The sequence below is a fragment of the Pseudomonas sp. RtIB026 genome, assembly GCF_016861355.2.
Lineage (GTDB): Bacteria > Pseudomonadota > Gammaproteobacteria > Pseudomonadales > Pseudomonadaceae > Aquipseudomonas > Aquipseudomonas peradeniyensis.
The window spans coordinates 4,722,223-4,744,064 of sequence record NZ_AP023348.2 but is presented as its reverse complement, the minus strand read 5'-3'; the positions used below and the strand labels follow the sequence as shown (position 1 = coordinate 4,744,064).

Annotated in this window: 21 protein-coding genes; 6 read left to right on the top strand and 15 right to left on the bottom strand. The window is 65.2% G+C overall.

All coding sequences use genetic code 11. From position 1 onward, the window contains the following. The first annotated feature begins 69 nt into the window (after positions 1-69). Both PRtIB026_RS21220 and PRtIB026_RS21215 read left to right on the top strand, forming a co-directional pair. On the top strand, positions 70-465 hold the full coding sequence (locus PRtIB026_RS21220) for a hypothetical protein (RefSeq protein WP_203651755.1): 396 nt from the start codon (positions 70-72) through the stop codon (positions 463-465). Positions 466-488: 23 nt separating this feature from the next. Next, a complete protein-coding gene (locus tag PRtIB026_RS21215; protein WP_203652620.1) occupies positions 489-2,438 on the top strand; it encodes a hypothetical protein in 1,950 nt (649 codons plus the stop codon). A gap of 33 nt (positions 2,439-2,471) precedes the next feature. Here the strand turns inward: PRtIB026_RS21215 and PRtIB026_RS21210 are convergent, their stop codons facing one another. Further along, positions 2,472-2,873 carry a helix-turn-helix domain-containing protein gene (locus PRtIB026_RS21210; RefSeq protein WP_203651757.1) on the bottom strand — a complete coding sequence of 134 codons (402 nt, stop codon included), beginning with the start codon at positions 2,871-2,873 and terminating at the stop codon, positions 2,472-2,474. Positions 2,874-2,957: 84 nt separating this feature from the next. Between PRtIB026_RS21210 and PRtIB026_RS21205 the strand changes: the two genes are divergently transcribed. Continuing rightward, positions 2,958-3,464 (top strand): DUF2938 domain-containing protein, encoded by a 507-nt coding sequence (locus PRtIB026_RS21205; RefSeq protein WP_203652621.1) that lies wholly within the window; start codon positions 2,958-2,960, stop codon positions 3,462-3,464. Between the two features lie 377 nt (positions 3,465-3,841). Here the strand turns inward: PRtIB026_RS21205 and PRtIB026_RS21200 are convergent, their stop codons facing one another. Together PRtIB026_RS21200 and PRtIB026_RS21195 are read right to left on the bottom strand one after the other, a co-directional pair. After that, on the bottom strand, positions 3,842-4,867 hold the full coding sequence (locus PRtIB026_RS21200; protein ID WP_203646634.1) for an IS110 family transposase: 1,026 nt from the start codon (positions 4,865-4,867) through the stop codon (positions 3,842-3,844). Between the two features lie 296 nt (positions 4,868-5,163). Next, positions 5,164-5,922 (bottom strand): substrate-binding periplasmic protein, encoded by a 759-nt coding sequence (locus tag PRtIB026_RS21195; RefSeq protein WP_203651759.1) that lies wholly within the window; start codon positions 5,920-5,922, stop codon positions 5,164-5,166. 131 nt (positions 5,923-6,053) lie between these two features. Here PRtIB026_RS21195 and dnaX point away from each other — a divergent pair, with 131 nt between their 5' ends. From dnaX to recR, 3 genes are all read left to right on the top strand, one after another. Next, the gene (dnaX, locus tag PRtIB026_RS21190) at positions 6,054-8,120 is read left to right on the top strand and encodes a DNA polymerase III subunit gamma/tau (RefSeq protein ID WP_203651761.1); all 2,067 of its coding nucleotides are present in this window, start codon (positions 6,054-6,056) and stop codon (positions 8,118-8,120) included. 63 nt (positions 8,121-8,183) lie between these two features. Beyond that, positions 8,184-8,519: a YbaB/EbfC family nucleoid-associated protein gene (locus tag PRtIB026_RS21185; RefSeq protein ID WP_023632783.1), complete on the top strand. Its 336-nt coding sequence runs from the start codon at positions 8,184-8,186 to the stop codon at positions 8,517-8,519. Positions 8,520-8,607: 88 nt separating this feature from the next. Then, positions 8,608-9,210 carry a recombination mediator RecR gene (gene recR / locus PRtIB026_RS21180; RefSeq protein ID WP_028692866.1) on the top strand — a complete coding sequence of 201 codons (603 nt, stop codon included), beginning with the start codon at positions 8,608-8,610 and terminating at the stop codon, positions 9,208-9,210. A gap of 247 nt (positions 9,211-9,457) precedes the next feature. On the opposite strand, the gene PRtIB026_RS21175 is transcribed toward recR, so the two are convergent. The 12 genes from PRtIB026_RS21175 to ccoN form a co-directional block, all read right to left on the bottom strand. Beyond that, complete coding sequence (locus tag PRtIB026_RS21175; protein ID WP_203651763.1) at positions 9,458-10,006, bottom strand: adenine phosphoribosyltransferase; 549 nt, start codon at positions 10,004-10,006, stop codon at positions 9,458-9,460. A gap of 52 nt (positions 10,007-10,058) precedes the next feature. Beyond that, positions 10,059-10,793 (bottom strand): Crp/Fnr family transcriptional regulator FnrA, encoded by a 735-nt coding sequence (fnrA, locus tag PRtIB026_RS21170; RefSeq protein ID WP_110739928.1) that lies wholly within the window; start codon positions 10,791-10,793, stop codon positions 10,059-10,061. 187 nt (positions 10,794-10,980) lie between these two features. Beyond that, a complete protein-coding gene (hemN, locus tag PRtIB026_RS21165; RefSeq protein WP_050706579.1) occupies positions 10,981-12,363 on the bottom strand; it encodes an oxygen-independent coproporphyrinogen III oxidase in 1,383 nt (460 codons plus the stop codon). Between the two features lie 128 nt (positions 12,364-12,491). Then, positions 12,492-13,175, bottom strand: a complete 684-nt coding sequence (locus PRtIB026_RS21160; protein ID WP_203651764.1) for a sulfite exporter TauE/SafE family protein — start codon at positions 13,173-13,175, stop codon at positions 12,492-12,494. Further along, positions 13,168-13,380, bottom strand: a complete 213-nt coding sequence (ccoS, locus tag PRtIB026_RS21155; protein WP_050706577.1) for a cbb3-type cytochrome oxidase assembly protein CcoS — start codon at positions 13,378-13,380, stop codon at positions 13,168-13,170. The genes PRtIB026_RS21160 and ccoS overlap by 8 nt, the downstream gene beginning before the upstream one ends. Beyond that, positions 13,362-15,833, bottom strand: a complete 2,472-nt coding sequence (locus PRtIB026_RS21150; RefSeq protein ID WP_203651765.1) for a heavy metal translocating P-type ATPase — start codon at positions 15,831-15,833, stop codon at positions 13,362-13,364. The genes ccoS and PRtIB026_RS21150 overlap by 19 nt, the downstream gene beginning before the upstream one ends. A gap of 148 nt (positions 15,834-15,981) precedes the next feature. Next, positions 15,982-16,512, bottom strand: a complete 531-nt coding sequence (locus tag PRtIB026_RS21145) for a FixH family protein (protein ID WP_028692872.1) — start codon at positions 16,510-16,512, stop codon at positions 15,982-15,984. A gap of 15 nt (positions 16,513-16,527) precedes the next feature. Next, a complete protein-coding gene (ccoG, locus tag PRtIB026_RS21140; protein WP_203651766.1) occupies positions 16,528-17,943 on the bottom strand; it encodes a cytochrome c oxidase accessory protein CcoG in 1,416 nt (471 codons plus the stop codon). Positions 17,944-18,247: 304 nt separating this feature from the next. After that, positions 18,248-19,225 carry a cytochrome-c oxidase, cbb3-type subunit III gene (ccoP, locus tag PRtIB026_RS21135; RefSeq protein ID WP_203651767.1) on the bottom strand — a complete coding sequence of 326 codons (978 nt, stop codon included), beginning with the start codon at positions 19,223-19,225 and terminating at the stop codon, positions 18,248-18,250. Continuing rightward, positions 19,222-19,413 carry a cbb3-type cytochrome oxidase subunit 3 gene (locus PRtIB026_RS21130; RefSeq protein WP_186715629.1) on the bottom strand — a complete coding sequence of 64 codons (192 nt, stop codon included), beginning with the start codon at positions 19,411-19,413 and terminating at the stop codon, positions 19,222-19,224. Before PRtIB026_RS21130 ends, ccoP begins: the two co-directional genes overlap by 4 nt. Before the next feature lie 5 nt (positions 19,414-19,418). Continuing rightward, the gene (ccoO, locus tag PRtIB026_RS21125; RefSeq protein WP_203651768.1) at positions 19,419-20,027 is read right to left on the bottom strand and encodes a cytochrome-c oxidase, cbb3-type subunit II; all 609 of its coding nucleotides are present in this window, start codon (positions 20,025-20,027) and stop codon (positions 19,419-19,421) included. Continuing rightward, positions 20,027-21,469: a cytochrome-c oxidase, cbb3-type subunit I gene (gene ccoN / locus PRtIB026_RS21120; RefSeq protein ID WP_011533054.1), complete on the bottom strand. Its 1,443-nt coding sequence runs from the start codon at positions 21,467-21,469 to the stop codon at positions 20,027-20,029. Before ccoN ends, ccoO begins: the two co-directional genes overlap by 1 nt. Positions 21,470-21,842 lie beyond the last annotated feature (373 nt).

Genomic DNA, 21,842 nt, shown 5'->3' with positions numbered 1-21,842 from the left:
GCACGATCCCGCGCAGCGCCTTATCATGCATCCCATCGTGTCAGCCCATTCGGCCAGGAGATAGCGACCGTGGAACATGTCGACGACCTCACCCGCCAGAAAATCCGTGAGTGGCAGATGCGCCGCCTGGAAATCAAGGACCAGATGGCCGCCAGCCCCGAGCGTGTGCTGGAGTTGTCGCAGGTGCTCGACCAGATGGAAGAAGAGCATGAGCGCATCCTCGAGGAAGCGGCTGCCCCTGTGGCAGTGACGGCTGACGCGGCGGCCTTCGCGTTGCAGGTGCAGGTGTCGGCGCACTCGGTGCGTGACTTGCGCAAGTTGCTGGAACTGGCCCTGCATGAGCTCGATGGCGTACTTGATGCGCCGCAGGCGGGTATCAGCTATCCCGGCGACATGGCGGGGTCGTTGGGAGCCTACCGCTTCGAACTGGTGGTGGGGCAGGCCGCTGAATCCGACAACCCTTGAGTGATCCCCGGACCCGTACCGATATGCAGCCCGAGCACTTCGACTTTTCCCATCCGGTGTACCTGCCGGTCAGCGCAGAGGTATGCCAGGCCTTGCTGCAGGCCGAGGGCGCGCCTGCGCTCGACGCCTTGGGCGAGCCGGAGCTGGCAGCAATACTGGTGATCCAGAACCTGGCCCAGACACCGGGCCAGGTCGATGCGCGGGCGGCGGAAAAGGTCCTGGGCAAGCTGCTGGCGTGGGCGGTCGATGGCGCGCACTCGCCTGGCGTGGGCTTGCTGTCCGAGGCCCGTCGGCTGTTCGATGCGCGCAAGCTCTATTTCGGCCTCGAGGTGATCAAGGGCTCGAAACTGCGCCTGCTCGATGCCGAACAGGTGCAGGCGCGGGAGTACCTGCTGGCGGATGGCAAATGGGATTTTGACTACCGCATCCGCCTGCATCACAGTGACAACCCGTTCAGCCAGCGGGTGACCACCGGCTTCGACAGCGAGCGCTGGCTGACCGTCGAGCAGGACAAGCTGCTCAAGGTCATCCAGGCCAACCTCGACGAGGATATCCACGTGCAGGGCTATGCCGGGATCGGCAAGAGCTACCTGCTCGGCGCCCTGATGGAATGCCTGCCGCGTGGCCGGGTGCTGGCCCTGGCGCGCACACCGGCCAAGCTCGGTACCCTGCGTCGGCGCATGGGGCTGGATGCCCAGGCCAAGGTCGGCATGACCTTCGGCCAGTTCGCCCGGGCCCTGCTCAAGGATAACCGGCCGGTTTCCGCCCGGGCGGCGCCGCGCGGCCCCGGCAAGCGCCGGCTGGCCGAAGAGCTGGGGGTCGTCGGGCTGCGCCAGTACGACGCCGAGCACGCCCTGGATATCTGCCTGGAAGTGCTGCGCAACTATTGCGAGTCGCGGGACTACAGCCTGTCCAACCGCCACCTGCCGCACTTTCGCCAGGCGCTGTCCAGCCTCGATGCCCAGGTGCTGCTCGAGTACGCCAGCCGCCTGTGGCGTTACCTGGAGGCGCAGCCGAGCTGGGGTACGCAGACCGGGTTCGAGGCGTTGCTGCTGCTCAAGCGCGCCAGCCTGGGTGGCTGCAGCGTGCCCGGGCGCTTCAGCCATGTGATCATCGACGAGAGCCAGGATGTGCCGGCCTCGCTGCTGCAGGTCATCGAGCGTGGCCGCCAGGTGCTGATCACCCTGGGCGACGAATACCAGAAGGCCAGCGGCGAGGTGGTCAGGCGCGAGCGTCAGGTGCGCCAGAAGGACATGGCCTTCGCCGTGCGCTCCGGGCCCAAGGTGGAGCGCCTGATCAACCCGCTGATCGGTGTGCACTCGAAAAAATCCAAGGTCGCGTTCGAGGCGGCGCGGCATGTCGATGTCGGCATCGAGCACTTCCCCGAAGGTTTTGTCCCGCCCGAGGGCTGCGTGGTACTGACTGCCTCGCGCTGGGACACGATGCGCTGGGCCATGGAGATGGCCGAGTCCAACTGCCTGCTGAACTTCCCCGACTGGCCAGATATGCGGCGGTTCATGGTCACAGCGATTGGCCTGTTCAGGTCGGCGTTCTATGCGCCGGGGCAGGACGCCGAAGGGCCGCATGGGTACTTCGCGCACCTGCTCGACTGGCAGCAGGTGCGCGAGTCCGAGCGTTTCGATGCCGCGTTTCAGTGGGTCGAGGCGCGGCTGGAGGCGGGTTTCAAGCTTGCCGACCTGACCGGTCTGGATGCGCGCGTCGCCGTGCAGCCCACCAGCCTCACACTGTTGATGGCTGAGGAGGCCGGTGGCCTGGAGTTCGATCAGGTGCTGTTGACGCCGGAGCTGATGACCACCCAGCGCTTCAAGGACGCCTACGCCTTCGATGCGCGGATCTGCGCGGTGTACATCGCCCTGTCGCGGGCGCGGCGGCAGTTGTACCTGCCCTATGACGTGGAGGAGTGGATCAACTACCACAAGGGCCAGCCGTTCCGCGAGTTGCACGGCTACTGAACCCGTCGCCGTGCTCTGGTCTGGTGGGCCTCATCACGGGGCCAGGCGACTCCCACGCTTGCCCCTGCTGGCCGACACTTGCATCAATCGCTGGAAGGTCGGGCACTGCAGGTGGTTCTCCTCGGGGCACACCGCCGCATGCCGCAGCCCTTTGCTCATCGCCTGCAGGCGCTTGATCTTCTGCTCGATCTCATCGGCCTTGGCCAGCAGCAGCGCTCGGTCGACCCGTTGCTCGTCCAGCATCGCCGCCACCTCGTCCAGCGAAAATCCCGCCGCCTGGCCCAGGGCGATCAGGGCCAGGCGTTCGGGCGTATCCGCCGGGAATTGCCGGCGCTGGCCGCGGCCAGCGAGTGATGTGAGCAAGCCCTTGTTCGCGTAGTAACGCAATGTCGACGCCGGCACTCCGGTGCGCCTGGCGACATCGGCAATGTCCATCGCGGCTCCCTTGACTTGAAGTTGACTTCAACTTGCATGCTGCTCGGCATCGACCTTTCCGTCAATCTGCCAAGGGCTTTTGTCATGAGCGTTTCTTCTCTCGTATTTTCCATTCTGCTGATCGGCATCGGCGCCACCCTGGTCATGGACCTGTGGACCCTGCTGCTCAGGCGCCTGGGCATTACCACCCTGAACTACGCGATGGTCGGGCGCTGGGCGGGCCACCTGTTCGCGGGGTGCTGGCGGCATGCGGCGATCGGCAAGGCTGCGCCGGTCAGGGGGGAACTGGCGTGGGGCTGGTTGCTCCATTACGCCACGGGGCTGGTGTTTGCGGCGCTACTGGTGGCAATTGCAGGGGAGGGGTGGTTGCAGGGGCCGCTCCTGTGGCCCGCGTTGCTGTTCGGGGTGGTCTCGGTGCTGGTGCCGTTGTGTGTGGTGCAGCCTGCGTTTGGGGCGGGGTATTTTGCCAGCCGTACCCCGACGCCGCTCAGGAGTTGCCTGCGTAGCTTGGCCACGCATGGCGTGTTCGGTTTTGGGTTGTTCCTGAGTGCGGTAGTGCTGGCAGGGGTTCGGGGAGGGGTGGCAGGTTAAACAGGTGTGTTTGGACCAATGGAGCCTGCCTTATGCTTGCCTTGGGTGAGGGCCTCCAGATGTCCGCCGCAACCCCTGCAGCGCCTATCAGATCGAGCGCCGCCCGCGCGGCGCATCGCGGGACAATCTATGGTTACCCCCATTTCTGCAATACTGTACTGAGATGTGCGTGAGTTTGGTTTGCGTCAATCTATACGGCGTCGTGTGGGAGGTTGGTCCCGCGCCTCGATGAAAATCGCGCCCGACGAGCCTAGATATTTGTTCGGCTTCTGAAGCCGAGTAGGAGCTCAGGTTGATCGCCAGGCCGGTATACCGTTCACGTCATCTGTGTGCAGCATCGCAAAACCAGGTGGGTTGTTACTCGTGTGTCTGCAGGGTCAAGCGTTCATGGCGCTTGACCCTGCATCAAATTCGCTGTGGTGTGCCGTGATGGCCCAGGCGATTCGGGCCAGTTTGTTGGCGATAGCGCACACCACCAGGTTGGGGTGGTGAACACGTAGCAAGCCACGTACCCAGTCCGCCAGCTTGCCGGTTTTGCGCTCCAGCCCAATCAGATAGACCCTCGCGCACTGGATCAGCAGTCGTCGCTGATTGCCGTCGCCCCGCTTGCTGATTCGCCCCAGGCAAGGTTTGCCGCCTGTCGTGTGCTGCCTGGGAACCAGGCCTATGGAGGCTGAATAATTTCGCCCACAGCGGAACTGCTTACCATCACCCAATTCCGCAGCCAGGGCGGTAGCGGTGATCGGGCCAATACAAGGTATCGACATCAAACGGGAAGCAAGATCATCGCTAACGGCCTGGCTATGCACTTCCTTGTCTAGAGCCTTGATCCGATCATCGAGATAGCGGAAGTGGGCATGTAGGTCCAGCAACAGCTTCTTGATCAACGGTGAGAAGGTACTGTCGTCCAGCAGAATGGGGAGCTCCCGGACCGCCTTGAAGGTGGGTGCCAAACTGACCCCCACCTCGAGCAAATAAGCGTGGATGCGGTTCATGGTGGCAGTACGGTCTCTGATGAAGCTGTCGCGCAGTGAATTGAGCATCGCCAGCGCCTGCTGGGCCTCGGTTTTGGGAGGCACGAAGCGCATCTGATCGCGGGTTGCCGCCTCACCGATAGCGGCAGCATCGGCAAAGTCATTCTTGTTGCTTTTCACGTAGGGGCGAACGAACTGTGCGGGAATAAGTTTGGGCGTATGACCCTGTCTCGTCACCTCTCGCGCCATGAAATGAGAGCCACCACAGGCCTCCATCGCCACCGTACAGGGCGCAAGATTGGCAAGGTGGCGGATGAGTGACTCACGGTTGAACCTGCGGTGATAGAGCTCATGACCCCGATCATCCTGAGCGTGTACATGGAAGCTCAACTTTCCCAGGTCGATGGCGATGATGGCGACAGTGTTCATGGCGTTGCACTCCGATAGGCACCCTGTGAAAGCTTAGAGGGCTGACACAGGGTGGGGCGGGGGTAGCCATTTCATTATTTGTTGCAACGTGCCGAACCTGTCAGGCCATGGTAGCCCGCCTTGGTGCATGTCTTGAGACAGATGAGGCGGCAGTGGTGCCCACGCTGAAACCGTGTCGGACCAACAAGGCGGACCAGGTAATGGCACAGGATTGACTGGCCCGAAACAGATGTAGGAGCGGCCTTGCGCCGCGATGCGCCGCGCGGGCGGCGCTCGAACTGATAGGCGCTGCAACACTAACGTCGAGCACCTTGAAAGACCTGGCCGTCGGTATACCGCTGGACAATCCGCTGCATCTCCCCGGACTCCTTGATCCGCACCAGCGCCCTGAGCACACCTTGGGTCGGTAGTTGGGGATCATTGCGCACCATGCAGCCCAGCGCTTGCTCTTCCAGCACGGCCAAGGCTTGCAGGCGTTGCCCCGGCGGCAGGGAGCGGTTGTACCATTGCAATGACAACTGGTTGCTGATCGCGTGGCGAAAGCGTCCGGCCTGGAGCTTCTGCAGGGCCAGCAACTGGTTGCGGCTGTCCTCGCGTTGCAGGCGGCCCTGGCTGAACAGGGGTTCGAGGGTGGGGTAGGTGTAGCCGAGTACAGTGCCGATGGCCTGCGGCGGCAGTGCTTCCGGGTGGGTGGGGCCGCTGTCGCCGGGGCGGCCGATCAGCAGGTCACGCTGTTCGATGACGGGGATGCTCCACAGGAAGTCGCCCGGCCGGTCGGTCAGCCACTGGGTGGAGACGTAGCAGCGCACGTCGATTTCGCCGGCCTGCATCGCCTCCTGCAGGCGCAGGCGGGCCATCACGTGGTATTGCGGGCGGGCGTCGACCTCCCGGGCAATGGCCTGCATCAGCTCGAAAAGGATGCCTTCCACCGGTTGCTGGTCCTCGGTGCGCATCAACGGCATGCTCCAGCTTTCGGCGACGGAAAAGCGCAGCACCGGCGGGTGCGCCAGGCTTTGGGTGGTCCACAGCAACAGGATAGCCAGGACTCGCCGCACGCCTCATCCTCCCTGATCCGCCGTCCGTGTGCCCGCTACTGAGCTTAGTCGAGATCGGCAGGGTGCAATTTCGGCCCCGCTCCGCTAGCATTAGCGCTCTTTCCGCCCGCTCCGGTCACGATGGTTTTTTGATGAGTTATCAGGTTCTTGCACGTAAATGGCGTCCGCGCTCGTTCCGCGAAATGGTCGGCCAGACCCATGTGCTCAAGGCTTTGATCAACGCCCTGGACAACCAGCGCCTGCACCACGCCTACCTGTTCACCGGTACCCGGGGCGTGGGCAAGACCACCATTGCGCGGATCATCGCCAAGTGCCTGAACTGCGAGACTGGCATCACCTCCACGCCGTGCGGCACCTGTTCGGTGTGCCGGGAGATCGACGAGGGCCGATTCGTCGACCTGATCGAGATCGACGCCGCCAGCCGCACCAAGGTCGAGGACACCCGCGAACTGCTCGACAACGTGCAGTACGCGCCGAGCCGCGGACGCTTCAAGGTCTACCTGATCGACGAAGTGCACATGCTCTCCACCCACTCGTTCAACGCCTTGTTGAAGACGCTGGAAGAGCCGCCGCCCTACGTCAAGTTCATCCTCGCCACCACCGACCCGCAGAAGCTGCCGGCGACCATCCTGTCGCGCTGCCTGCAGTTCTCGCTAAAGAACATGAGCCCGGAACGGGTGGTCGAGCACCTGACCCATGTGCTGGGCGCCGAGAACGTGCCGTTCGAGGACGACGCCCTGTGGTTGCTCGGTCGCGCCGCCGATGGTTCGATGCGCGACGCCATGAGCCTGACCGACCAGGCTATCGCCTTCGGCGAGGGCAAGGTGCTGGCCGCCGATGTGCGGGCGATGCTCGGCACTCTCGACCATGGCCAGGTGTACGGTGTGCTGCAGGCGTTGCTCGAGGGCGATGCCCGGGCATTGCTGGAGGCGGTGCGCGATCTGGCCGAACAAGGTCCGGACTGGAACGGCGTACTGTCGGAAATGCTCAACGTGCTGCACCGGGTGGCGATTGCCCAGGCCCTGCCCGAGGCGGTCGACAACGGCCAGGGCGACCGTGAGCGCGTGCTGGCGCTGGCCCAGGCCCTGCCGGCCGAGGATGTGCAGTTCTACTACCAGATGGGCCTGATCGGCCGACGCGACCTGCCGCTGGCGCCGGACCCGCGTGGTGGCTTCGAAATGGTCCTGCTGCGCATGCTGGCCTTCCGCCCGGCCGACACCGACGATGCACCGAAGCCGGTACTAAAGCCGGTGGGGATCAGCCAAGCCACAGCTGATCCGGCCCAACCGGTGGCAGCGGCGCCTGCGGTCGTGGCGCCGCCCGTTGCCGCCAGCCCTGTCGCTGAAACGGTCGCGCCGGAGCCCGTGGCTGAGCCATCTGTACAGCCAGAGCCGCCAGTCGTCGAAGTGCCGGCCGTTGCCGAGGTTATCGAGGCACCGCAACCGCAATCGGAACCAGAGCCCGAGCCGCAGCCCGTCGAGGAGGTCATCGACCTGCCTTGGGAGGAGCCCGTTGCCGCGCCGGCGCCGGTTGCGCCCGAGCTGCCGCCCGAGCCTGCACCTGCGGTCGAAGCCGCCAACCCGCAGCCGGACTACGACGAGCCGCCATTCGATCCGTCGGCCTACAGCCCGGCGGGCATGGAGCGCGACGACGAGCCGCCGGCGGACGAGGACTACTACACGCCCGACAGCGACCCGGCCGGCTTCAGCTACCTGGACGAGTTGGCCGAGCACGTGCAGGAAGAGGCGCCCGCCCAGGCGCCGGAGCCGCTGCCGGCGGCCATGCCCGCGAGCGGCCTCGCCCTGCAATGGCTGGAATTATTCCCACAGTTGCCTGTCTCCGGTATGACAGGCAACATCGCCGCAAACTGTACGCTGATCGCCGCCGATGGCGATGACTGGCTGTTGCACCTGGACCCGGGGCAGGGCGCGCTGTTCAACTCGACGCAGCAGCGCCGCCTGAACGACGCGCTCAACCAGCAGTTGGGTCGCGAGATCCGCCTGAAGATCGAGTTGATCCGCCCTGAGCAGGAGACCCCGGCCCAGGCCGCCTCGCGCAAGCGTGCCGAGCGTCAGCATGATGCGGTTGTGTCGATCGAGCAGGATCCGCTCATCCAGCAGATGATCCGGCAGTTCGGCGCGACGGTCAGGCAGGATACTATTGAGCCTGTAGACGCCCTGGCCAGCCAGGGCCAATGAACGGATAACCATGTGGCCCGCCTGTGCCGGGCCGCATCACATGACCCAATCGAGGTATACCCCATGATGAAAGGTGGCATGGCCGGCCTGATGAAGCAGGCCCAGCAGATGCAGGAGAAGATGCAGAAGATGCAGGAAGAGCTGGCCAACGCGGAAGTCACCGGCCAGTCCGGCGGCGGCCTGGTCAGCGTGGTGATGACCGGTCGCCACGACGTCAAGCGCGTCAGCATCGACCAGAGCCTGATGTCGACCGACGCCGACGACAAGGAAGTGCTCGAGGACCTGATCGCCGCCGCGCTGAACGACGCCGTGCGCAAGATCGAGCAGAGCAGTCAGGAAAAGATGGGCGGCATGACCGCTGGCATGCAGCTGCCGCCTGGTTTCAAGATGCCGTTCTGATCGGCTTCTGGCTTCAAATGGGGAGCAACGACCCGACGGTCGTTGCTCCCTTGTTCATTCTGTTTCCTGAATTGGCAGGCCTGCACACATGAGCTTCAGCCCCCTGATCCGCCAACTGATCGACGCCCTGCGCATCCTGCCCGGCGTCGGTCAGAAAACCGCCCAACGCATGGCCCTGCAACTGCTCGAACGCGACCGCAGCGGCGGCACGCGCCTGGCCCAGGCCCTGAGCCAGGCCATGGAGGGCGTTGGCCACTGTCGACAGTGCCGGACCCTGACCGAGCAGGAGCTGTGCCCGCAGTGCGCCGATCCGCGCCGCGACGACAGCCAGCTGTGTGTGGTGGAGGGGCCGATGGATGTGTACGCGGTGGAGCAGACCGGCTATCGCGGTCGCTACTTCGTGCTCAAGGGGCACCTGTCGCCGCTCGATGGCCTGGGGCCTGAGGCCATCGGTATTCCGCAGCTGATGGCGCGGATCGAGGAGCAGGGCACCTTCAGCGAGGTGATCCTGGCCACCAACCCTACGGTGGAAGGGGAGGCGACGGCGCATTACATCGCCCAGCTGCTGGCCGAGAAGGGCCTGGCTGCCACGCGTATTGCCCATGGCGTGCCGTTGGGCGGGGAGCTGGAGCTGGTGGATGGCGGGACGCTGGCCCATGCTTTCGCGGGGCGCAGGCCGATTTCGTTGTAAGACCAAGCCCTTTCAAGGTGTCGATATTTGGCGTTCGGCTTGGATGTGCCGGGGCTGCCTTGCAGCCCTTTCGCGGCACAAGGCCGCTCCTACAGGCGACTGTGCCCCCCTGTAGGAGCGGCCTTGTGCCGCGAAAGGGTCGCAAAGCGACCCCGGCAATCCTGAGTTGGAACGGTCATATCCAAAAAATCGCAAAACCTTGAAGGAGGCTGGCTGTAAGCCCTAGCAAAGCATCGCCAACGCGAACTCAGTATTCGCTCAGGGAAAACTCGGTCAGGCAGAAGGTCGGCACCCCGGCCGCTTGCAGGCGGCGCGAACCTTCCAGCTCCGGCAGGTCGATGATTGCCGCCGCCTCGAACACCCGGGCGCCGGTGCGACGCACCAGGTTGGCCGCGGCCAGCAAGGTGCCGCCGGTGGCGATCAGGTCATCGAAGATCAATACCGAGTCGCCATCGCACAGGCTGTCGGCGTGCACTTCCAGGAAGGCCTCGCCGTATTCGGTCTGGTAGCCCTCCGACAGCACGTCGGCCGGCAGCTTGCCCTGCTTGCGGAACAGGATCAGCGGCTTGTTCAGCTGGTGGGCGATGATCGAGCCGATCAGGAAGCCCCGCGCGTCCATGGCGCCGATATGGCTGAACTCGGCCTCGACATAACGCTCGATGAACTGGTCGGCGACATAGCGCAGCCCGCGCGGCGACTGGAACAGTGGGGTGATGTCGCGGAAGATCACGCCCGGCTTGGGAAAGTCCACTACCGGGCGGATCAGGGCTTTGAGGTCGAAGGTGTCGCTGTGCATGGGCGGGTATCCTGGAAAAACTCGGCGCCAGTATACCCCGTCCGCAGGGCGATCAGGCGTCCAGCGCACCACCGGCCAGCGCGCACAGCTGGATCGGATCGAGGATGTGCACTTCCTTGCCTTCTGCCTTGAGCAAACCGTTCTGCTGGAAGCGGGTGAACACCCGCGACACGGTTTCCACCGCCAGGCCCAGGTAGTTGCCGATCTCGTTGCGCGACATGCTCAGGCGGAACTGGTTGGCCGAGTAGCCGCGGGCACGGAAGCGTGCCGACAGGTTGACCAGGAAGGTGGCGATGCGCTCGTCGGCGGTCTTCTTCGACAGCAGCAGCATCATCTGCTGGTCGTCGCGGATCTCGCGGCTCATCACTCGCATCAGCTGGCGGCGCAGCTGCGGCAGCTGCACCGAGAGTTCGTCGAGGCGCTCGAAGGGGATCTCGCACACAGAGGTGGTTTCCTGGGCCTGGGCCGACACCGGATAGGCCTCGGTGTCCATGCCGGACAGGCCGACCAGCTCGCTGGGCAGGTGGAAACCGGTGATCTGCTCTTCGCCGGCATCGCTGAGGCTGAAGGTTTTCAGGGCGCCAGAGCGAACCGCGTAGACCGAGCCGAAATTGTCACCCTGGCGGAACAGGAACTCGCCTTTCTTCAACGGGCGGCCGCGTTTGACGATTTCATCCAGTGCATCCATGTCTTCCAGGTTCAGGGACAGGGGCAGGCACAGGGGGGCCAGGCTGCAATCCTTGCAGTGGGCCTGGTTGTGTGGGCGCAGTTTTACTGGCTCGGACATTTCTTTCGATCCTTGTGGGAAAGCACACATAAGCCGTAAGGATAACCTGCGGCATGGGCTGTAGGCCAGTGTGCGCATTTTTGGTGCACGCTAGCGGCGGTGCGGAAGGGGTGTTCCGCTACCGTTCAACTGTCCATAGTGTGCCCCGAAAGGCGGGCTGTCCATGCGGTGAAACGCCTCAATCGCCTCAGATCACCCGGGAGAAACGCTGGCGATTCTGCTGCGCGAGGTAGGCGTCGAACACCATGCATACCGAGCGCGCCAGCAGGCGACCGGCTGGCAGGATGCGGATGCCTTTGCTGTCCAGGCTGATCAGGCCGTCGCGCTGCATGGCTTGCAGCTGTGGCCACAGCTCCTTGAAGTAGCCACGAAAATCGATGGTGAAGGCCTGCTCGAACGCCTCGAAATCCAGTTCGAAGTGGCAGATCAGTTGCTGGATCACCGCCCGGCGCAGGCGGTCGTCCTGATTGCAAAGAAGGCCGCGCTGGGTCGCCAGCTGGGCGGTGGAGAGCGTGTCCTGGTAGGTATTGAGGTCGCTGCTGTTCTGGCAGTACAGGTCGCCGATCTGGCTGATCGCTGACACGCCCAGGCCGATCAGGTCGCAGTGGCCATGGGTGGTGTAGCCCTGGAAGTTGCGCTGCAGGGTCCCTTCTTCCTGGGCAATGGCCAGCTCGTCGTCGGGCAGGGCGAAGTGGTCCATGCCGATGTAGCGGTAGCCGGCGGCGGTCAGTTGGTCGATGGTAGCGTGGAGCATTTCCAGCTTGGCCGCCGGCGCCGGCAGGTCGGCGCTGTCGATACGCCGCTGGGGCATGAAGCGCTCGGGCAGGTGTGCGTAGTTGAATACCGACAGACGGTCGGGCTGCAGGCGGATCACTTCCTCGACGGTGCGGGCAAAACCTTCCGGGGTCTGCTTGGGCAGGCCGTAGATCAGGTCGAGGTTGATCGAGCGAAATTGCAGGGTGCGCGCCGCCTCGATCAGGGTGCGGGTCTGCTCCAGGCTCTGCAGGCGGTTGACCGCGCGTTGCACGGCCGGATCGAGGTCCTGCACGCCGAGGCTGACGCGGTTGAAGCCCAGCTCGCGCAGCAGGCCCATGGTCGACCAGTCGGCCTCGCGCGGGTCGATCTCGATGCCGTAGTCGCCGGAGTCGTCGTCCAGCAGGTGAAAGTGCTGGCGCAGGGTGGCCATCAGCTGGCGCAGTTCCACGTGGCTGAGGAAAGTCGGCGTGCCGCCGCCGAAATGCAGCTGCTCGACCACCTGTTTCGGGTCGAGGTGGCAGGCGATCAGCTGGATTTCCTGCTCCAGGCGCTGCAGGTAGGGCGCGGCGCGGCCACGGTCCTTGGTGATGACCTTGTTGCAGGCGCAGTAGTAGCAGATGTTGGCGCAGAACGGCACGTGCACGTACAGCGACAGCGGGCGCGTGGCGCGGCGGCTTTCGCGCAGGGCGTGAAGCAGGTCGAACGAGCCCACTTCGCCGTGCAATTGCACGGCGGTCGGATAGGAGGTGTAGCGTGGCCCGGCCAGATCGTAGCGACGAATCAGGTCGGCGTCCCAGCGTAGGTCGTCGAGCATGTGGGTGGTCCCCGGATAGAGCTGCAGTGTCCGGAGTCTAGGGGCGGATGTAAGAAGTCGTGTTGATTTGTATCAAGGTGAGTTGGCGGCCGTCGCGGGGCTGGCGTGGGAGCGGGCTTGCCCCGCGATCAATGCCCCATCAACCAATGCTGGTGAGGTCCGGGCAGTGTCCACAGGCCAAAGAGGATCACCAGCACGCCGCCGGCCATGCGCACCCCGCGCTTGCGCAGCAGGCGACCCACGCGCTCGGCGGCAAGCCCGGTGGCCAGCAGCACCGGCCAGGTGCCGACGCCGAACGCCAGCATCAGCGCCGCGCTGTGCAGCGCATCGCCCTGGCTCGCCGCCCACAGCAGGGTGCTGTACACCAGCCCGCACGGCAGCCAGCCCCACAGGGCGCCCAGCAGCAGGGCGCGAGGCAGGCTGGACACCGGCAGCAGGCGGGTGGCGATCGGTTGCACATGGCGCCACAGGCCGCGGCCGAGCGCCTCGATTCGGGTCAGGCCGCTCCACCAGCCGGCCAGGTACAGGCCCATGGCGATCAGCAGCAGTGCCGCGACAACGCGCAAGCCGATGGCCAGCGGGCTACTGGCCAGCGCCACGCCGGCAAGGCCCAGCAACAGGCCGGCGGCGGCATAGCTGAGGATGCGCCCGAGGTTGTAGGCCAGCAGCAGGCGCAGGCGGCGGCCGCGCTGTTCAGCAGGGATGGCCAGGGTGAGGGCGCCCATCAGGCCGCCGCACATGCCCAGGCAGTGGCCGCCACCAAGCAGGCCCAGGACCAGCGCCGAGCCCAGCAGTGGAATCAGTTCAGGCACGTGGCGCGGGGTCCTTGTCGTCGGGCTGTTCGTCCCCGGGCTTCACGGCGGCCTGGTGGCGCGGGTCCTGGTCATCGAACAGGATGCTGTGGGCCGGGCCTTCGAGGTCGTCGTACTGGCCGCTGTCCACCGCCCAGAAGAAGATGTACACGGCGACGCCGACCAGCAGCAGTGCGGCGGGGATCATCACGTAGAGGGCGGGCATAGCGGTTTCCTTTCGAGCGACGTCGGCTCGCGCGCGCCCGGCGCCGCCTCGGCGGGCAGCCGGGTCAGGCGCAGGGCGTTGAGCACCACGATCAGCGAACTGACCGACATGCCGATCGCCGCCCACACCGGGGTGATCCAGCCGAGCGCGGCGAACGGCAGCATGAGGCCATTGTACAGCGTCGCCCAGAGCAGGTTCTCGACAATGTTGCGGCGGGTCCGGCGAGCCAGGTCGAAGGCCTGCACCAGCGCCTGCAGGCGGTTGGACAGCAGCACCGCGTCGGCGCTGGTCTTGGCAAGGTCGGTGGCGCTGCCCATGGCGATGCTGATGTCGGCGGCGGCCAGTACCGGCACGTCGTTGACGCCGTCGCCGAGCATCAGCACCTTGCGTCCTTCGCCTTGCAGGGCCTTGAGGCGGGTCAGCTTGTCGTCCGGGCGCAGGCCGCCGATCGCCTGCTCGATGCCCAGTTGCGTGGCCACTTCAGCAACCATTGGCGAGCTGTCGCCGGACAGCAGCAGCGTTTGCCAGCCCCGGGCCTTGCAGGCGGCCACCAGATCCTGGGCGTCGTCGCGCAGGCGGTCGTCCAGTCCGAACCAGGCCAGCGGCCCTTGCCGGTCGCCCAGCAGCAGCCATTGCCCGCGTGGCTCCGGCACGGCGGGGACCTCGGCGCCGCTGAGGGCGCAGACGAAGGCGGGCTGGCCGATGCGCAGGCGCTGGCCGGCCAACTCGCCTTCCAGGCCCAGCCCCGGCATGGTGCTGACGCTTTCGGCGGCCTCGGCGGCGCGGCCAAAGGCGCGGGCGATGGGGTGCTCGGAGCGGTTCTCCAGCGCGGCGGCCAGCGCCAGGCACTGGTCGCCGTCCAGCCGGCCCAGTGGGCGCACGCTGCGCAAGGCCAGGCGGCCCTCGGTGAGGGTGCCGGTCTTGTCGAAGATCACCGTGTCGATCTGGTTCAGCCCCTCCAGTACATGCCCGCGGGTGACCAGCAGGCCGAGCTTGTGCAGGCTGCCGGTGGCGGCGGTAAGGGCGGTCGGCGTGGCCAGCGACAGGGCGCAGGGGCAGGTGGCGACCAGCATGGCCAGGACGATCCAGAACGCCCGGGGCGCATCAAGCTGCCACCAGACCACACCGATCACGGCGGCCGCCACCAGGGTGAACAGCAGGAACCATTGCGAGGCGCGGTCGGCGATTTCCGCCAGGCGCGGCTTTTCCGACTGGGCACGCTCCAGCAGACGGACGATGGCCGACAGCCGCGAGTCCTGGCCCAGGGCCTGGACTTCGACCGTGAGGGTACTCTCGACGTTGAGGGTGCCGCCGGTCACCCGGTCGCCGGCGCGGCGGGCCAGGGGCAGGTATTCGCCGGTGAGCAGCGACTCGTCGACGCTGGAGCGCCCGTCGACGATCAGCCCGTCGGCCGGGATCACCGCGCCGGGCAGCACCTGCACCCGGTCGCCGCACTGCAGTTCGCCAAGCAGGATGCGCTCGCCCTGGCCGTTGGCGTCCAGGCGCAGGCACGAGGCCGGCAACAGGTTGACCAGTTGCGCGGTGGCCGCCGCAGTGCGCTCGCGGGCCCGGCGCTCCAGATAGCGGCCGGTGAGCAGGAACAGGGCGAACATGCCGACGGTGTCGAAGTACAGCTCGCCGCTGCCGGTGATCGCGGTCCAGATCCCGGCGCAGTAGGCCAGGGCGATGGCCAGCGACACCGAGACGTCCATGGTCAGGTGGCGGGTACGCAGGTCGCGGGCCGCGCCCTTGAAGAACGGCGCGCAGCTGTAGAACACGATAGGGGTGGTGAGGAACAGCGCGACCCAGCGCAGGATGGTGTGCAGCTCGGGCGACAGGTCGATGTTGAATTCCGGCCAGGTGGCCATGGTCGCCATCATCGCCTGGAACCACAGCAGCCCGGCCACGCCCAGGCGGCGCAGGGCGCTGCGGTTTTCCCGGGCCAGCTGTTCGGCGGCCTGGTCGGGTTGGTAGGGGTGGGCGGCGTAGCCGATCTGGCGCAGCTCGGCCAGCAGCCTGGACAGCGGCAGTTGCTGGTCGTCCCAGCTGACCAGCAGGCGGTGGTTGGACAGGTTCAGGCGGGCGTCGTCGACGCCGGGAAGGTTGCGCAGGTGCTTCTCGATCAGCCAGCCGCAGGCGGCGCAGCTGATGCCCTCGACCATCAGGATGGTTTCGGCCAGCTCGCCTTCATGGCGAACGAACGTCTGTTGCACGTCGCTGCGGTCGTACAGCGCCAGTTCATCCTGGAGCTGGCGGGGTAGGGCTTCGGGGTTGGCGCTGGTGTCGCTGCGGTGCTGGTAGTAGTGCTCCAGGCCGCCGGCGACGATGGACTCGGCCACTGCCTGGCAGCCGGGGCAGCAGAACTGTCGCGGCTCGCCGAGGACCACGGCGGTGAAGCGGTTGCCGGCGGGGACGGGCAGGGCGCAGTGGTAGCAGGGGGTGGGTTGGGTCATCTTGGGTCTGTCTTTTGGCTTGGAATGGCCGGGGGCGCTTTGCGCCCCTTTCGCGGCACAAGGCCGCTCCTACAGAAGCACGCGTTCCCCTGTAGGAGCGGCCTTGTGCCGCGAAAGGGCTGCAAGGCAGCCCCGGCGGTGCGGCGGTTCATTGCTGGTGCTCGGCACCTTGCAACGCCTCATCCCCCAGCTGCAAGGTCACCCCATGCTCGACCTTCTCCTCCTCGAACAACCGCCACACATGCTCATCCTGGCTGCCCAGCAGTTCGACGAAGCGCCGCCCCTGGACCTTGTCGTCGAGCTGGCCGACATAGCGGCCCTGTTCGGCGCGGATCAGCGGCACCTTGCGGTCCTTGTCCGGCTGGGTCGGCGAGATCAGGTTCAGCTCCAGCGTCTGCGGGTCGCTGTTGCCGGTCAGGCGTACTTCCACTTCGCCGGTCAGCTCGTCCAGGTGCACGCTGGCCTTGAGGTTGAGGGTCTGGGCCAGCAGTTCGCGGTCCAGCGAGCGGTTGATGCCCTTGCCGGCCTCGTAGTAGTTGTCGTTGACCAGGTTGTCCGGGTTGCGCACGGCAATGCTGACCATGGTCAGGCTCAGGCACACCGAGGTGGCCAGGATGCCGATGATGATCCAGGGCCAAAGGTGCTTGTACCAGGGGCTGGCGGCGGTGGCTGCAGGCATTGTTGGTGTTCTCTCTCAGCGGATCTGTGGGCCGATGAAGCGGCTCTTGGCTTCAACCTGGCTGGCGCTGTCGTCGGCGTCCTTGAGGATGAAGGTGATTTCGTTGGTGGTCGAGGGCAGTTGTTCCGGGGCGACCGACAACTGCACCGGCAGGTTGACGATGTCGCCGGCGCTCACGCGGATCTCACGCTGGCCTTCGAGCTTGAGGTCGGGCAGGCCGGCGGCGTCAAGCACGTAGACGTGGTCGCGCTGGTCCTTGTTCATCACCTTCAGGCTGTAGACGTTCTCGATCCGGCCCTGGGCGTTCTCGCGGTACAGCACGCGGTCCTTGGCCACGTCGAAACCGATCAGCGAACGGGTGGCGAAGGCGGTGGCCAGGGCGCCGATCATCACCAGCAGCACCAGGGCATAGCCGATCAGGCGCGGGCGCAGCATGTGGGTCTTCTGCCCGGACAGGTTGTGCTCGGTGGTGTAGCTGATCAGGCCCTTGGGATAGTTCATCTTGTCCATGATGCTGTCGCAGGCGTCGATACAGGCGGCGCAGCCGATGCACTCGATCTGCAGGCCGTCACGGATGTCGATGCCGGTGGGGCAGACCTGCACGCACATGGTGCAGTCGATGCAGTCGCCCAGGCCCTTGGCCTTGTAGTCGATGTCTTTCTTGCGCGGGCCGCGGGTCTCGCCGCGGCGCGGGTCGTAGGAGACGATCAGGGTGTCCTTGTCGAACATCACGCTTTGGAAGCGCGCGTACGGGCACATGTAGATGCACACCTGCTCGCGCAGCCAGCCGGCGTTGCCGTAGGTAGCGAGGGTGAAGAAGCCGACCCAGAAGTAGGCCCAGCCATCGGCTTGACCGGTAAAGAACTCGATGGCCAGCTCGCGGATCGGCGAGAAGTAGCCGACGAAGGTCATGCCGGTGACGAAGCCGATCAGCAGCCACAGGCCGTGCTTGGCCAGCTTGCGCAGGAACTTGTTGGCGCTCATGGGCGCCTTGTCCAGTTTCATGCGCTGGTTGCGGTCACCCTCGGTGACTTTCTCGCACCACATGAACACCCAGGTCCACACGCTCTGCGGGCAGGTATAGCCGCACCAGACCCGCCCGGCGTATACGGTGATGAAGAACAGGCCGAAGGCGGCGACGATCAGGATGCCCGAGAGCAGGATGAAGTCCTGGGGCCAGATGGTGGCGCCGAAGATGTAGAACTTGCGTTCCGGCAGGTTCCACCAGACGGCCTGGTGGCCGCCCCAGTTCAGCCAGACGGTACCGAAGTACAGCAGGAACAGCACCGCGCCACCGACCATCCGCAGCCTGCGGAAGATGCCGGTGAAGGCGCGGGTGTAGATTTTTTCGCGCGAGGCGTAGAGGTCGACGGAATCCTTCCCTTTGCTGGCAGGCGGGGTGACGTCATGTACCGGAATTTGCTTGCTCATCATCAAGTCCCACGGCAGTGGAGAAATGCCGCGGCCAGTGCGTGCCGGCCGCAGTCTCGCGCGTTCTGCTAGCGCTCTGCGGCCCATGATACGCCTGAGATGGCGCGTGCGGGGCGCGCTGCGACCTTTAGTCGCGTTGGGTTCGTGGCGTGAATCGTGTTATGGCGGGTGTCAATTGATTCAGGTCATGAGGCCTGCAGGAATTGTGCTGTCAGTGCCGGCCTCTTCGCGGGTAAACCCGCTCCCACAGGTTCAGTGAAGTACCTGTGGGAGCGGGTTTACCCGCGAAGAGGCCAGGCCTGCCTTACTCGGTCTTGGCCGGTTCCGCCTGATGCGACAAGCTGTACACATAAGCGGCCAGCAAGTGCACCTTGTCATTACCCTGCATCTGCGCCTGGGCCGGCATCTGCCCCTGGCGGCCATAGCGGATGGTCTGCTGCAACTGGGCGAAGCTCGAGCCGTAGATGAATGCCTGCGGATGGGTCAGGTTAGGCGCGCCCATGGCCGGGGTGCCCTTGCCTTCAGGCCCGTGGCAGGCCACGCAGTTGGTGGCGAAGATCTGCTGGCCCTTGGCCGGGTCGGCCTTGGCGTCCTCGGGCAGCTTGCGACCGTCAAGGTTGGTCAGCACGAAGGCCGCCACATCCGCCACGCCCTGCTCGCCGATCACCGTGGCCCAGCCCGGCATCACGCCGTGGCGACCGTTCATGATGGTGGTCTTGATGGTCTCCGGCTCACCGCCCCAGCGCCAGTCGCTGTCGGTCAGGTTGGGGAAGCCGTAGGCGCCGCGGGCGTCGGAACCGTGGCATACCGAGCAGTTGGAGGCGAACAGGCGCGCGCCCATCTTCAGGGCCTGCGGGTCCTTGGCCACATCCTCCAGCGGCATGGCGGCGAACTTGGCGAAGATCGGCCCGAAACGGGCGTCGGCCTTGGCCATTTCCTTTTCCCACTCGTGCACGCCGGTCCAGCCGGCCTGGCCGTTGGAGAACTCGGTCTTCTTGTCGTTGTCGACGTAGGCGTAGCCCGGCAGGATGCCTTTCCAGTTGCCCAGGCCGGGGTACAGCACCAGGTAGCCGAGGGCGAAGACGACGGTGCCGACGAACAGCCAGAACCACCATTTCGGCAGCGGGTTGTCGTACTCCTCGATGCCGTCGAAGGCATGGCCGACGACTTCGTCGGTAATCTCTTCGCGCTGGCCCTTGCGGGTCGACAGCAGCAGCCAGGTCAAGGCGAAGATGGTGCCCAGGGTCAGGACGGTGACGTACAGACTCCAGAAGGTTGTCATTGTTGTTTGCTCCTAGAAGCTTTTGCTTGCTCGACGTGCCGGGTGGCGTCTGGATCGTCCGCGAACGGCAATTGCGTCGCTTCGTCGAATTCCTGCTTGCGCCGCGGGCTGAACACCCACAGCGCCAGGCCCACGAAGGCCACCAGCACCACGACGGTGCCCAGGCCGCGAATCATCCCGATATCCATCAGCGTCACCGTTTGCTTTTGATGAGGGTGCCAAGGCCTTGCAGGTACGCGACGATGGCGTCCATTTCGGTCTTGCCCTTGACCGCGTCGCGGGCACCGGCGATGTCTTCGTCGGTATACGGCGTGCCCAGGGTGCGCAGCACTTCCATCTTCTTGGCGGTGTCCTTGCCGTCGAGCTTGTTCTCCACCAGCCACGGGTACGACGGCATCTTCGATTCCGGTACCACGTTGCGCGGGTTGTACAGGTGGGCGCGGTGCCAGTCGTCCGAGTAGCGGCCGCCGACCCGGGCCAGGTCCGGGCCGGTGCGCTTGGAGCCCCACAGGAACGGGTGGTCCCACACGCTTTCGCCGGCCACCGAGTAGTGGCCATAGCGTTCGGTCTCGGCGCGGAACGGCCGGATCATCTGCGAGTGGCAGCCCACGCAGCCTTCGCGGATGTAGATGTCGCGGCCTTCGAGCTCCAGCGCGGTACGCGGCTTCATGCCCTCGACCGGCTTGTTGGTGACGTCCTGGAAGAACAGCGGGACGATCTGGGTGAGGCCACCGACGCTGACGGCGATGACCATGAAGAAGGCCATCAGGCCGATATTCTTCTCGACTTCTTCATGCTTCATCAGTGGGCTCCCACGACGACGATCTTGGCGGCTTCCTCAGCCTGAACCGGGTTGGCGGCGCGCACGGTACGGAACACGTTGTAGGCCATCAGCAGCATGCCGGAGGCGAAGAACGCACCGCCCAGGGCGCGGACGATGAAGCCCGGGTGGCTGGCCTGCAGGGCTTCGACGAAGGAGTAGGTGAGGGTGCCGTCGTCGTTGATGGCGCGCCACATCAGGCCCTGGGTGATGCCGTTGACCCACATCGAGGCGATGTACAGCACGGTGCCGATGGTGGCCAGCCAGAAGTGCGCGTTGATCAGGCCGACGCTGTGCATCTGCTCGCGGCCGTAGAGTTTCGGGATCATGTGGTAGACCGCGCCGATCGAGATCATCGCCACCCAGCCGAGGGCGCCGGCGTGGACGTGGCCGATGGTCCAGTCGGTGTAGTGCGACAGCGAGTTGACCGTCTTGATGGCCATCATCGGGCCTTCGAAGGTGGACATGCCGTAGAACGCCAGTGAGACGACCAGGAAGCGCAGGATCGGGTCGGTGCGCAGCTTATGCCAGGCGCCCGACAGGGTCATCATGCCGTTGATCATGCCGCCCCAGCTCGGCGCCAGGAGGATGATCGACATCACCATGCCCAGCGACTGCGCCCAGTCCGGCAGTGCGGTGTAGTGCAGGTGGTGGGGACCTGCCCAGATGTACAGGGTGATCAGCGCCCAGAAGTGCACGATCGACAGGCGATAGGAGTAGATCGGGCGTTCGGCCTGCTTGGGCACGAAGTAGTACATCATCCCGAGGAAGCCGGTGGTGAGGAAGAAGCCCACGGCGTTGTGCCCGTACCACCACTGGATCATCGCGTCGGTGGCGCCGGCGTAGGCCGAGTAGGACTTGAACAGGCTCACCGGCAGCGAGATGTGGTTGACGATGTGCAGCATCGCGGTGACCACGATGAAGGCGCCGTAGAACCAGTTGCCGACGTAGATGTGCTTGGTCTTGCGCTTGACGATGGTGCCGAAGAACACCAGGGCGTAGGTGACCCAGACGATGGCCAGCAGGATCGCCAGCGGCCACTCGAGCTCGGCGTATTCCTTGGTGGTGGTGAAGCCCATCGGCAGGGTGATCAGCGCGCCGACGATCACCGCCTGCCAGCCCCAGAAGGTGAAGGCGGCCATGCTGTCGGAGATCAGGCGGGTCTGGCAGGTGCGCTGCACCACGTAGTAGCTGGTGCCGAACAGGGCACAGCCACCGAAGGCGAAGATCACCAGGTTGGTGTGCAGCGGGCGCAGGCGGCCGAAGCTCGTCCATGGCAGGTCCAGGTTGAGCTGGGGCCATACCAGTTGCGAGGCGATGAAGACGCCGAGCCCCATGCCAAGGATCCCCCAGACCACCGTCATGATGGCGAACTGGCGGACGACCTTATAGTTATAAGCAGTCGGACTGATTGCAGTGCTCATTCTAAGGTTCCACGGTTTGGGTGTTCTTGTTGGTTGGTAAATCGGCGCCAGTATCGATAACCACCAGGGTTATGGCAACGCAAGGAAACCTGCGCCGACCCGTGTCCAGACCCTTTTCACCGCCGTCCCGCGGCTCTTGGGCTGGATGATTGTACACAAATAAATATTTGTAATGTGTACCGTTTTCCATGTTTTTCTGATCGTTCGGTCAAGCTTTTTAATCGGGGACGGGCACGCAAGGCGTCATCCCAAAGCCGCAGGCTCGTGAGCGTGGAGTCGAGGCGTGATGTCAGGCTGTGCACCACGTCTGTTCCGGTCGCTGCGAGCGGAGCCACTGTGGCAACAAGCTTAGTTGTGTTCGGAGGGGGTGCAA